At 47.2% G+C, this 12,906-nt stretch carries 9 protein-coding genes; 7 read left to right on the forward strand and 2 right to left on the reverse strand.

Annotated elements, in window-relative coordinates; all coding sequences use genetic code 11:
* Positions 1-37: 37 nt before the first annotated feature.
* Both F3J22_RS18225 and F3J22_RS18230 read right to left on the reverse strand, forming a co-directional pair.
* The gene (locus F3J22_RS18225; RefSeq protein ID WP_167019376.1) at positions 38-526 is read right to left on the reverse strand and encodes a hypothetical protein; all 489 of its coding nucleotides are present in this window, start codon (positions 524-526) and stop codon (positions 38-40) included.
* Positions 527-679: 153 nt separating this feature from the next.
* Positions 680-1,630, reverse strand: a complete 951-nt coding sequence (locus F3J22_RS18230) for an AraC family transcriptional regulator (RefSeq protein ID WP_240155124.1) — start codon at positions 1,628-1,630, stop codon at positions 680-682.
* 307 nt (positions 1,631-1,937) lie between these two features.
* On the opposite strand from F3J22_RS18230, the gene F3J22_RS18235 reads away from it, so the two are divergent.
* The 7 genes from F3J22_RS18235 to F3J22_RS18265 all read left to right on the forward strand — a co-directional run bounded on the left by F3J22_RS18235 (position 1,938) and on the right by F3J22_RS18265 (position 12,891).
* The gene (locus tag F3J22_RS18235) at positions 1,938-2,516 is read left to right on the forward strand and encodes an RNA polymerase sigma factor (RefSeq protein WP_167019377.1); all 579 of its coding nucleotides are present in this window, start codon (positions 1,938-1,940) and stop codon (positions 2,514-2,516) included.
* A gap of 61 nt (positions 2,517-2,577) precedes the next feature.
* Entirely contained in the window at positions 2,578-3,729 is a 1,152-nt protein-coding gene (locus F3J22_RS18240) for a FecR family protein (protein WP_167019378.1), read from the forward strand.
* Between the two features lie 249 nt (positions 3,730-3,978).
* The gene (locus F3J22_RS18245; protein WP_167019379.1) at positions 3,979-7,341 is read left to right on the forward strand and encodes a SusC/RagA family TonB-linked outer membrane protein; all 3,363 of its coding nucleotides are present in this window, start codon (positions 3,979-3,981) and stop codon (positions 7,339-7,341) included.
* An 11-nt stretch (positions 7,342-7,352) separates the two neighbouring features.
* Positions 7,353-8,849 (forward strand): RagB/SusD family nutrient uptake outer membrane protein, encoded by a 1,497-nt coding sequence (locus F3J22_RS18250; RefSeq protein ID WP_167019380.1) that lies wholly within the window; start codon positions 7,353-7,355, stop codon positions 8,847-8,849.
* Between the two features lies 1 nt (position 8,850).
* Positions 8,851-9,606 carry a DUF4397 domain-containing protein gene (locus F3J22_RS18255; RefSeq protein ID WP_167019381.1) on the forward strand — a complete coding sequence of 252 codons (756 nt, stop codon included), beginning with the start codon at positions 8,851-8,853 and terminating at the stop codon, positions 9,604-9,606.
* Positions 9,607-9,624: 18 nt separating this feature from the next.
* Positions 9,625-10,551, forward strand: coding sequence for an ABC transporter ATP-binding protein (locus tag F3J22_RS18260; RefSeq protein WP_167019382.1), 927 nt, complete (start codon positions 9,625-9,627; stop codon positions 10,549-10,551).
* 9 nt (positions 10,552-10,560) lie between these two features.
* A complete protein-coding gene (locus F3J22_RS18265) occupies positions 10,561-12,891 on the forward strand; it encodes a Gldg family protein (RefSeq protein WP_167019383.1) in 2,331 nt (776 codons plus the stop codon).
* The last annotated feature ends 15 nt before the right edge of the window (positions 12,892-12,906 follow it).

Here is a 12,906-nt window from a genome sequence, read left to right on the forward strand (position 1 = left end):
TTGGCGGTCTCTTATCAGCCATTAATTATACGGGAACTTATGCATAATTATTGATGCTTTTTTGCTTCCGGAATTGTAAAATAGCACCAATAATAAATAGAATAAGTAAAGATAATAGTGTTTTACCAATCAATGGATCTGTCGGGCCCTGTGCTATTGGATGTCCAACCGGTACCCTGGTAAGGGTTTCATTAACGGTAGGAATTAATGACAGGAAGAAACTGAATGAAAGAAAGAAGTTTTCAAAAAAACGGGCCCTGTTGCTGCCTTGTTTTTTTGTGTGAAGGTAATAAGCAGCGGATATCAGGACTACAATCAGTAATGCCAGTATATGACCCGGATTCACCCCTTTAATACTAGACAACCCCAGGGCAGTGAGCGAGGTAATGAGTGTACAATAAAAGTAGATTTTACCGGTGAGTAGGGAGAGATCTATTTTTGCTGTTTTTACTAAAGAGATAACTGCGGAAATTATCGCTGCAACGCCTATGATGGTATGAAAAATACCTAAATGTGACAGTCCCATAAATTGATTTTTAAATGATTTGATATTGCAAAATTGCAATACAAACCGGGAAGGTATTTGGCAGATTGGTTCAATGATTTGATAATCCGGCTCAAAAAGAAAACCCCTTTAAACATTTATGTTTAAAGGGGTTTGGTACATGCAATGTTACACTTACTTCATATGATGCATTCTGTAGTTGGTAGGTGAATGGCCATATTTGTCATGAAAGCTTTTCGTGAAATTGGCGATGTCATTAAATCCACATTCAAAGGCAATGTCGGTAATACGTTGCGCTGTGGCTACCAGCAATTCTGCTGCTCTTTCCAGTCTTTTATTTTTTATATAATTAGCGGGTGAGTCATTATATAATTTCTTAAACTCCCGCTTAAAAGAGGATAAGCTCAAATTGGTTTTCGCTGCCAGCTCATCTATATTAACAGGTAGGAAAATATTGGCTTCGATAATCTGTTTAAAAGTATAGGTGGTAGTGGAGAACAGTTGAGAGAGAATTACCCGTATAGTCTCCGCTTGTTGTGTCTGCGATAGTAACAGAATGATTTCTTTCAATTTCAAAATTAAAATTTCATCATTGACGAGAAATGGATTTTCAAAATAGAAGAGTAATCCTTCAATATATTTTTGAATCAGAAAGTCATTGTTAACCTTTCCCCTTGACAGGTAGGTTGCCTGATGGCCGGGCTGAAAGATATACGGAATTTCCTTGTCGTAAACTTTTCTTAATATATCCGGATGGAAAGTAACGATGATGATTTCACCGGCACTGCCCGGAATGGTGCCGTGTATTTGTTTACCGGAGTTTAAACAGTTGAGCAGTAAAGAATGGTTAGCAGGAATTTCTAAATGGTCATCTCCTGATTGATAGGTCATCTCACCTTTTAACATATATAAAAAGCAAGCCTGTTCAGCCACGGGAAATGCATATTCGAAAGGTGGTTTTACTTCCACTTTTTGTAATAGTGTTTTCCCAAAGAGTTCTATTTTCTTATAGTCTAAAATCATTATCTCAAAAGATTGCTGTTGTGGTCCGCGTTGCACATGTTGTGCAGGTAACAGTATGGAAGCAGGGAAAGGATGGAAACTTTGATGCAATGCATCATTCAACAGGCAGCTAATTTAAGCAAAAATGTTGACTGAGCGATTGTAGTACATCCTGATAAACCTGTCCTTATACCCATATCATTAACAGAACAAAATAACAGCATGTCTAAACCCGATCCTTGGTGAATTGGCTCAAAGATTTGGCAAATCGGTCCAGCTGACTTATCAGGTATTTTATTAATATTTTTACAGAGATATACCTGTATTTGTCCGTCAGGATAACCACCCATCCTCTCTGCTACTATGATTTTTAACAATTAATATTAATTTTACTGGTGCATCAGTAAAAGGGGCTGATAGCAATATAGGGATGAATGAACAGGATTTACTGCAGCAATTAGCCCTCGGCAACCGGGAGGCATTCACAGCGATATACCAGCAATACCACGCAGGTATATATAATTACCTGGTAAAATTTACCAGGAATCCGGCCTTTACGGAAGACCTGGTCCACGACGTATTTCTGAAAGTCTGGGAAGTCAGGGCCCAGCTGGATATCAAAAAATCTTTTGACAGCTACCTTTACCGGCTGGCGCGCAATACTGCCCTCACACAACTCAACCGCATTGCCTTATATGATACCATCCGCGATGAAATTACGCATCGCCTTACGCTGGGCATCAATGAGCAGTCGCTGATGGATACCGTGGAATCCAGGCAATATGAGGCCTTGCTGCAGCAGGCGATCGACAGTTTGCCGCCCCAGCGCCGCGAGGCTTTCATCCTTTGCCGGCAGCAGGGCAGGAGCTATGAAGAAGCCGCCGCCATGATGAATATCTCCCGGAATACCTTCAAACAACACCTGTCGCTGGCCGTAAAGTCAATACGGGACTACCTCCTGGCCCATGGTGATATCGGGTTGCTACTGCTGCTGGTAGCGCTGAAATAAGAATTTTCAGATTTTTTTTAAATCCATCCACCCATTTGTTTTATTCATTAGTCTTATAGATATGGAGCCAAATAATTTTCCTGTTAAAGTGTTGTTGGAGCAATTTCTGGCCGGCACCATTACGGAGGCCGATAGTGAAGCGCTGTTTGCATGGCTCAGGGAAAATCCTGGAACAGATAATGCAGAAATGGAAGCTGCACTGGAAGCGGTATACCGCCAATCTTTCGGGGAGCCGCCTGCTTTACTGCCGGGAGGCACGGAACGTATCCTGGCTAAGCTGATGGACAGTACCGCTACTCCGGTAGTGCCTATACGCAGACGCTGGCAGCCATATGCCGCGGCCGCAGCGGTGCTGCTGCTGATAGGTTCCGCTATTTGGCTGATGAAGCCGCAGAAAAGTAAGGCGCCGCTGGCAGCTAATCAGCCACTGGTCGTTCCCGGCAACCATGCCGTCCTCACGCTGCCCGATGGTAAACAGATACAACTCGATAGTGCCTATGGTAATATCGTACAGCAAAACGGCCTTCAGGTTGCCAATAATAAAGGGGAGCTGGACTATAACGGGCATGCCGGCAATACAGAGCTGCATACGCTCTCCACACCTAAAGGCGGACAATACCGCCTGATGCTGCCCGATGGTACCGCCGTATGGCTGAATGCAGGATCTGCAATTACCTATCCTACGGCCTTCCATGGGAAGAACCGTACGGTGAAAATCAGCGGAGAAGCCTATTTTGATATTAAACAACAGGCAGAGCAACCATTTGTAGTAGATGTAGATGGTAAAGCCACCATAGAAGTATTAGGAACAGCATTTAACGTAAACGCATATACCGACGAACCAACTATTCGTACCACCTTATTACAGGGAAGTGTAAGGATGATACATCAGAACGCTTCAGCAGTGCTGAAGCCCGGACAACAGGCTGTTGTCAGCAACGATCAGCTGAATGTGGCCAGCAACGCAGATACAGAAATGGTCGTTGCCTGGAAGGATGGACTGTTTCGCTTTGATCATACCGCCCTCGACGAAGTACTCCGGCAGCTGGCCCGATGGTACGATGTAGAGGTGGTATATGAACATGGCGTGCCACATATTCCTTTCAGCGGTGAGATTAAAAGAGACCTCGGACTCAACGACGCCCTGACCATACTAAGTACTATGGGCGTGCATTACCGGCTCGAAGGACGCAAACTGATTATTATGCCGTAACATTTATTGTCATGTGTACCATACCTGATTTTTTGAACATTTAATGGCTATGGCCATCGCGCTTATGTTGCATTAAAGCTGTAAAGCTATAGGGGTAGCCTTGCTGTTATTCGCCAACAAACAGTTTATTACTGCTATTCCAATCATCTGAAATTATCAGTACCGGCATGATACCCGGTACAGGCTGAAAAGCTACAGGCGGAGCTTTGTCCATACTAAAACAAATTATTTTCATCAACCAGAATTACCATGAATCCAGCATCAACTATTCGCACACGGTCAACAGCCTGCCACCGGCCATTTAAAAGGCTGACCGTCATGCTGCTGATGGTCTTCTGCCTGGGAATTTCCCTGAAGGCAGGAGCACAAACAATCACCTACAGCAGCAAGAAAGCTACGCTGCAACAGGTGTTTGCAGAGATTAAAAAACAGTCCGGCTACGTCGTGATATTTAATCCGGACCAGATAGACGTCACTGTATCCGTTTCCGTAAATGCCAGAAACCAGCCAATAGCTACTTTCCTGAAATCCCTCTTTGCCGGATTACCACTGAAATATAGTATCGTAGGTACTACCATTGTGGTGATCCGGAAAACGGATGACATGCAGCATGCTACCCCCGAAGACAAAGCGCCCACGCGCGATGTCTCGGGTGTGGTATCTGACAACAAAAGCACCACTCCACTCATCGGTGTTACCGCAGTAATCGCCGCCAGCGGCAAAGGCACCCAAACAGATGAAAAAGGTTTGTTTACACTGAAGAACGTCAATGAAGACGATATCATCACCTTCACCAGCATCGGTTTTCAGAAAACTTCGGTTTCCGTTGCACGCCTGAGAACCATCTTCAACGTGAAGCTGGAACCCGCCACCAGCGAGCTGGACCAGGCAGTGGTACAGGCCTATGGTATCACCAGTAAGCGACTGGCCACAGGTAATATCTCCAGGATCACTGCAAAGGAAATAGAAAGACAACCCGTACTGAACCCGCTGCTGGCCTTGCAAGGGCAGGTACCCGGGTTACTCATCACCCAAACCAGCGGCTATGCCAGTGCCCCGGTGAAAGTGGAAATAAGAGGACGCAACTCCCTTGGTTCCAATTTTATCGGCGATCCGCTCTATGTGATCGATGGTGTGCCCCTGACAGTACTCGACCTCCCGGATGTATATCATCCTGATGGTGTCAGCGCCGGATATATGCAAGCCGGCATGACCGCAACAAATGGACAAAGCCCGCTCTTTAGCATGAACCCACGCGATATCGAAAGTATTGAAGTGCTCAAAGATGCAGATGCTACCGCTATCTACGGCTCCCGCGCCGCAAATGGTGTTATCCTCATCACTACCAAAAAAGGTAAGCCTGGCAAAACAAGTTTCGGCTTCGATGTTAACCAGGGTTATATAGATATTCCTCATTACAGGAAAATGCTGAATACACAGCAGTATGTGCAGATGAGAAAAGAGGCTTTCAAGAATGATGGCGTCACACCTACTCCTGCCAATGCTGCCGATATTACGGTTTGGGATACTACCCGTTATACCGACTGGCAGAAAACGATTCTGGGAACAGGTAGCCAGACAACCGTCAGCACCAGCTTGTCAGGCGGAGATGCCAGCAATACTTTCCGTATTGGCGGTAACTACAGTCGTCAGGTAGATGTACTGAGCCAGAGCGGGTCCAGTAAGCAGGCGTCTTTAAGCGCCAACCTGGGCCACCGCAGCCAGAACCAGAAACTGTCCGTTAACCTCGGAACACAATATTCCTATACACATGTAGATGCCATCTCCGCCAATCCAAATATTTTAAACCTGCCGCCGAATGCGCCAGGGATATATAACAGCAAAGGAGAACTCAACTGGGACGAATGGAATGCCAGCAATAACGGCAGTGACTTCCCGTTTGGTTACCTGTTGCAGACAAATGCGATGGAAACTAACCAGTTCAGCACCAACCTGGGTATCAACTATGAACTGGTAAAAGGACTTACGCTGTCTACTACCGCAGGCTTTACGAATATGGCTGCCAATACCAGCTATATCGTACCTATTGCTTCCCAGAATCCGCTGTTGAATCCAACAGGTATGGCCAACTTCGGCACCACAAAAAATACCAACTGGATCATAGAACCGCAGATCGCCTATACCCGCTACATCGGCAAGGGCGACCTGAAAATACAGGTGGGTGGTAGCTTACAGTCTACGATCACCGATGCAGTAACCTCCTTCGGTTTAGGCTACACCGATGATAATATGCTCAAAAGCATCAACAATGCACTGATCCAGCAAACTGCTGAAAACTATGCCCGTTATAAATATGCCGGTGCTTTTGCACGTATCAATTATAACTGGGACAATAAATATATCATTAACCTGAATGGCAGGAGAGACGGCTCTTCCAGGTTTGCGCCGGGAAGTCAGTTCGGTAACTTCGGCTCGGTGGGCCTGGCATGGAACCTCTCGGAAGAGCCATGGATGAAGGCAGTTCTGCCGGAATGGGTGAGCTTCATGAAACTGCGTACCAGTTACGGTATCACAGGTAGCGATGGCTCCATCGGAGACTATGCCTACCTGTCGCAATGGGCGGTGAAGCTTAGCGGCACGCCGTTATATCCGTACGACGGTGTACAGCCGCTGGTGCCTATACATGCCATGAACCAGCAATACCACTGGGAGTCGAATAAAAAATATGAAGCTGCCTTTAATATCAGCCTCCTGCAAGACCGTATCAACCTGGAAGCGGCCTATTATAACTACCGTTCCGGCGACCAGGTAACTGCCATCCCTACTCCGTCTTATACCGGTTTCAGCATCGTTACCGCCAACTGGGCTGCCGTAGTTGCCAACACCGGATGGGAAGGCACCCTCCGCGCCACACTGGTGGAGAAAAAAGATCTCCGCTGGACCATCAACTTTAATATCGCTACCAATAAAAACAGACTGGTATCTTATCCGGGTATTGAGGAGTCGCCGTACTATACCCTTTACCGCGTAGGACAGTCCCTGAGTGCGGAATATGTGCTGCATTACCTCGGAGTGGACCCTCAAACAGGGCGCTACACTTTTGAAGATCATAACAAGGATGGTCAGGCAATCTCCAATGGTGGCGTACCTCCGGGCACCGGCAACGACGACCGCTACATCGTACTGGATAAAAATCCTAAATACTACGGTGGTATGGGCACCGGACTTACCTATAAAGGCTGGAACCTTGACCTGTTCTTCGATTACAAGCGTCAGATCGGGGAAAATCCCTTCATAGTGGTGCCAGGAGCATTTGGTAACCTGCCGGTAGCTGCCCTGCACGACCACTGGCAGAAACCTGGTGATATCGCCGCCTATCCCGCCTATAGCAATTCCAACGGTACCTCTATTGGTTCGTCTGATGCCGCATGGATAAATGCCTCCTATCTCCGGCTGCGTAACATCGCTCTCAGCTATAGCCTCCCTGATGCAATGATGAAGAGAATGCATATGGCCGGCTGCCGCGTTTTTGTACGGGCACAAAATATTTTCACCATCACCAGCTACCCGGGTATGGACCCTGAAACACGGGATAGGTCCAGTGTTCCACCTTCCAGAACTATCACCGGCGGCTTTTCCCTTAACCTCTAAAATCAATGGCTATGCAGAGAAATCAGAGAAATATAGTTGTTGCCGGCAGCCTGCTGCTGCTGGGCATGTTGAGCGCCTGCAAAAAGCTGGTGACAGTGCCTGATCCTATCAATACCATTTCCACCGGGCAGGTATTCAGCACAGAAAAACAAGCCAATAGTGCGATAGCAGGTGTTTATAGTAAGATGATCAACGGTGCGAACGCTGGCAGTGCTCAGGAAATGGGACTGCAAGGCTTTTCCGCAGGATTGTCTACCATCCTCGGCGGGTTATCTTCCGATGAACTTTATAACTACAGGGGTACCGCAGATCAATCGCTCTACGGTATCAACACCAATAAACTGACCATCTATAACAGCGATAAGCCATGGTCTGCATGGAGATCGGCATATGATGCCATCTATGGCGCCAACTCTATCATTGAAGGAATAGCAGCCAGTAAATCCGCTAGCCTGAAAGATAGTGTGCGCAAGGCTTTGACGGGAGAGGCGAAATTCGTACGTGCGTTCAGTTATTTTTACCTGGTAAATTTTTTCGGAGATGTACCACTGGCGCTTACCATCGACTTTAACGTAACCGCTAAACTGTCGAGAGCGCCACAGGACCAGGTATGGAAACTGATTATTGATGACCTGAAAGAGGCTTCGCAGAGCATGCCTGCAGCTTATCCTACCGCCACCGGCGAACGTATAAGACCTAACAAATACGCCGCACTTGCCTTGCTGGCAAGGGCTTACCTCTATACCGGCGATTATAGCAATGCCGTTACGGCCGCCACAGAAGTGATTGACGATAAGGCAGATTATACGCTGGAAAGCGATCTTTCCCGTGTATTCCTGACCGGTAGCAGAGAAGCACTGTGGCAACTACAGGAAACTTCCACCAGCTTCTCGCTGAAAGGCGCCACGCCGGAAGGGTTCATCATGCAGCCACTGGTGATGAAAATATCACCGGCCACGTATTGTCTGACGCCTTCGCTGGCGGCTACTTTCGAGCCAGGCGACCTTCGATGGAAACAATGGGTAGACAGCACGGATAATACTACCGGCAACAACGATAAACCAGGCGTCACTTACTTCCCTGCCAAGTATAAGGTAGGACAGGCCACAGGTATACCGGGCATGCTGCCTACAGAATATTATATGGCATTACGCCTCGCGGAAGTATACCTTATCCGCGCAGAAGCCGCTGCCAACGGCGGCGCCGGCGGTATTGCCACTGCTATCTCCGACCTGAACATGATCCGAAACAGGGCAGGATTATCATCGCTGTCTGCCGGCCTGAATAAAGACCAGGTACTTGCTGCGGTAGCGAAAGAGAGAAGGACAGAACTCTTTGCCGAATGGGGACACCGCTGGTTCGATCTGAAACGTACTAAACTCATGCACGATGTGCTGGCAAATGATCCTTTAAAACAACCATGGATAGGCGATTATCAGGCGGTATATCCTATCCCTGTGCTGGAGATCAGTACCAATCATTTCCTCACCCAAAATCCTTTCTACTAAGATGAAAAAACAACTTTTCATATATGCGTTACTGTCAGGGATGATGCTGATGTCCTGCGGTAAACAGGATGTACTGCCCAGGCAGGCAGCAGCAGTGAATATCATGAATGCAGTAGTAGGAAGTTCCTACCTGGCCACCAATTTCAAGGGAGGACTGCCCTACGATTATTACTACACCTTCGTGCTGGGATATGCAGATGCATCGCTGCCGACACGCCACTACAGCATGAATGCAGGTGAGCAGCCGATATGGATCTACAACTATCCGGATACAACCGCTAAAGATGAGCCGCTGGTGAAGCTGAACCTTCATCTGGCAGCAGGTTCTATTCATATGGTATATGTAACGGGCACCCTGGCAAAGCCAGACACCTTACTGACAGAAGAATCATTACCCTATCATCCTGCCGGCGACAGTACTACCAGCATACGGTTTATTAATCTTTCGCCGGGAAGTGGCCCGGTGAAGGTTGTTCAGCGCGGCAAGAGCGCGCCGGAAGCTGCGTCGCTACCGTTTAAAACACAATCTGCATTTATCACCTATCCTGTCAATGCACACCTGGATGAATATGTTTTTGAGTTCAGAGATGCCGCCACAGATGCTTTGATAACAACGTTTACAACAACAGGGGTGCATTATCCGCCACCATCATCCGGACAACAACCATGGTTATACCAGAACAGGGCACTCGCGTTGATTGGTATACCCGGCGGAACAGGGAAACAAAAACAACAGGTGATGATCGTAAAATATTAACAACATTCAACAACCGCAATGAGTACGATATTGAAAATTGAGCGGCTCTCGCACCGGTATAGCAGCGCATGGGCTATACGCGATATTAACCTGGAAATTACAGAAACTGGTGTGGTTGGTTTGCTTGGCTCCAATGGGGCCGGCAAATCCACTACCATGAATATCCTCTGTGGTGTGCTGAATCAGACAGAAGGGGATGTCTATATCAACGACATCAGCATGAGAAAATACCCCGAAGAAGCCAAAAAAGAAATCGGCTTCCTGCCACAGTACCCACCGGTTTATGCAGACCTCACCGTGGATGAATACCTGACCTATTGCGCACAGCTGCGGAAGATGGAAAAGCATAGTGTCAGAAAAGCGGTGGAAGAAGCCAAAGAACGCTGTGGTATCGGGCATTTCAGCTCCAGGCTGATTGGTAACCTTTCCGGTGGCTACCGGCAGCGGGTAGGCATCGCACAGGCCATCATCCATAAACCACGACTGGTAGTAATGGATGAGCCGACGAACGGACTCGATCCCAACCAGCTGATAGAAGCGCGAAAACTAATCCGCGAAATAGGAGAGGACCATACCGTATTGTTGTCGTCCCATATCCTCAACGAAGTACACCTGCTTTGCCGTGAAGTAGTGATGATTGAAGGGGGCCGCGTTATCTTCTCCGATACCATGGATGCCTTTAATAACTACGTACAACCGCATAGTGTGCTGGTACGTATGGAAAATCCTCCTTCTTCCGGTGAATTGATGAAGATACCCGGCGCCGCTAAAGTGGAGTTCCTCAGCGACCGCCAGATACGAATTTATTTTGATGGTGATGCAGATATCACCGAAAGAATTATCACAGCCAGTGTACAACAAGGATGGCGACTACGGGAGATCAGTCTCGATAAAGGCCTGCTGGACGATATTTTCAAGCAACTATCTATTCAATCTCTCCAATAATATTCTTACATGAAGATGATATTTAAAATCGCGGGAACAGAACTGAGAAATCTTTTCTATTCCCCGGTAGCGTGGTTTCTTACAATTGCCTTTATGATACAATGTGGCGTCTATTATACGGGCGCATTATATCCTATGGCTAAATGGCAGGAAGTGCTGGTGCAGAATACGCCTAAGTTCAAAGACTTCGGTATTGCCATGACTTCCACCATCTTCCTGGCACAGGATGGCATATTCATGAACGTACTACAAAACCTTTACCTGTTTGTGCCATTGCTGACCATGGGCCTTATCAGCCGTGAAATCAACACCGGTTCTATCAAACTACTCTATTCATCTCCCGTAAAAATCCGCGAGATCGTTTTAGGGAAATACCTGGCAGTGATGTTGTATAACCTGCTGCTGGTAGGGATTGTAGGGGTATTTATGATCACAGGGATGATCAATATACAACATGCGGATTATGGTGTGCTGTTATCTGCCACATTGGGATTTTATCTGCTGGTATGCGCCTATACCGCTATCGGGTTGTTTATGAGCAGTCTGACTAACTACCAGATCGTATCTGCTATCGGTAGTTTTATCATCATCTTTGTGCTGAGCCGTATTGGTGGCCTGTGGCAGAAATATGATTTAGTAAGAGACCTGACTTATTTTCTTTCCATATCAGGACGTACTTCCAAAATGCTGCGTGGACTTATCACCACCAAAGACTTCGTATATTTTATCCTCATCGTATATATGTTCGTCAGCTTTACACTGATAAAGCTGAAGGCTGGCCGTGAATCAAAGCCCTGGTATGTGAATGCCGGCAGGTACATCGGCGTGGCAGTGCTGGTGCTGGTGATCGGTTATTTTACTTCCAGGCCAGGCTATATCGGTTACTGGGATACTACTGCTACCAACAGTAATACCATACATCCCAATACACAGCAGGTGATTAAAGAGATGAACGACGGGCCGCTGGAAGTGACCCTGTATTGTAATCTCTTCGGAACAGGCCTGCAGCGCGGTTTGCCGGAAAACAGAAATGATTACCTCTGGAACCTCTGGGAACCTTTCCTGCGCTTTAAGCCGGATATTAAATTCAACTACGTTTACTACTATGATACCCGGGATGGTGATAAGACCCTGGATATCATGTGGGGGGGTAAAAGTCATAAAGAGATAGCAGAGAAGATGTGCGATGGTTACGAAATCAAGCCTTCCCTGTTCGTACCGGGCCCTGAAGTACGTAAGCAAATCGACCTCTCGCCGGAAAACTACCGCCTTGTGATGCAGCTGAAATACAAAGGCAAAACCACTTTCCTGCGCACCTTCGATGATGCTACATTCTGGCCGGAAGAGCAGCAGGTATCCGCCGCCATCAAACGACTCACGCAACCGGCTATGCCTAAGAATATTTTCCTCATGGGCAACCTCGAACGCGATATCACCAAGGGCGGAGAAAGAGAATTTAACTACCACTCTATTGCGAAAACAAATCGCTATGCCCTGATAAACATGGGTTTTGATGCAGATACTATTTGTGCAGAAACACAGGAGATACCGGCAGATATCAGCACGCTGGTACTCGCAGATCCGAAAACGGCCCTCAGTGTCGCTACCATGGATAAGTTAAAGCACTATATCGATAACGGCGGCAATATGTTTATCCTGGGAGAACCAGGCAAGCAACAGGTTCTGAACCCGCTGCTGTCGCAGCTGGGCGTGAAGATGACCGATGGTACACTCATTGAGCTCTCCAAAGAAGAAATGCCACATATGGTGAAACCCTTCCTGACCAGGGAGGCTACGGACCTTTCCGGTGATGGCGTAATGCTATTGCTGAAGGAGCAGTTCAAAAAAGGGGAAGACAGTTTACCGCAGCTGATGTCAGGTGTTACTGCCCTGGAATGGACTAACGACAATGGATATACGGTAAAACCACTGTTGCAGACCGGCACCGGGAAAGTCTGGCTGAAAGCCGGAACCGTGGTAACGGATTCAGTGCCGCCGGTATTTAATCCCGCAGATGGTGACAGTCAGATTCCACGCTATACAACCATGGTTTCTCTCAGCAGAAACCAGCACAACAAAGAACAACGCATCGTCATTACCGCTGATGCCGACTTCATGAGTAACCTGCGCCAGGGTGGCGGTTTCCTCGGACAGAGTATCTACTCCTGGCTCGACTATGGCAAATTCCCGATTTATACGCCAAAGCCGAAGCCTAACGATACCCTGCTGCTGATAGGTTCTACCGGCGCAGGTATGCTCAGAATCGTGTATGTATGGGTGCTGCCGGCACTTGTATTGTTGCTGGGAACCGTATTACTGATCAGAAGAAAAAGAAAATAATTAAAACAGGAAGCA

The sequence above is a fragment of the Chitinophaga sp. Cy-1792 genome, assembly GCF_011752935.1.
In the GTDB taxonomy this organism is placed as follows: Bacteria; Bacteroidota; Bacteroidia; order Chitinophagales; family Chitinophagaceae; genus Chitinophaga.

Excerpts from the sequence above, each read along its gene's own strand:
- F3J22_RS18255 (WP_167019381.1), top strand. The coding sequence starts at position 8,851 with ATGAAAAAACAACTTTTCATATATGCGTTACTGTCAGGGATGATGCTG.
- F3J22_RS18225 (WP_167019376.1), bottom strand. The coding sequence starts at position 526 with ATGGGACTGTCACATTTAGGTATTTTTCATACCATCATAGGCGTTGCA.
- F3J22_RS18250 (WP_167019380.1), top strand. The coding sequence starts at position 7,353 with ATGCAGAGAAATCAGAGAAATATAGTTGTTGCCGGCAGCCTGCTGCTG.
- F3J22_RS18240 (WP_167019378.1), top strand. The coding sequence starts at position 2,578 with ATGGAGCCAAATAATTTTCCTGTTAAAGTGTTGTTGGAGCAATTTCTG.
- F3J22_RS18265 (WP_167019383.1), top strand. The coding sequence starts at position 10,561 with ATGAAGATGATATTTAAAATCGCGGGAACAGAACTGAGAAATCTTTTC.
- F3J22_RS18260 (WP_167019382.1), top strand. The coding sequence starts at position 9,625 with ATGAGTACGATATTGAAAATTGAGCGGCTCTCGCACCGGTATAGCAGC.
- F3J22_RS18245 (WP_167019379.1), top strand. The coding sequence starts at position 3,979 with ATGAATCCAGCATCAACTATTCGCACACGGTCAACAGCCTGCCACCGG.
- F3J22_RS18235 (WP_167019377.1), top strand. The coding sequence starts at position 1,938 with ATGAATGAACAGGATTTACTGCAGCAATTAGCCCTCGGCAACCGGGAG.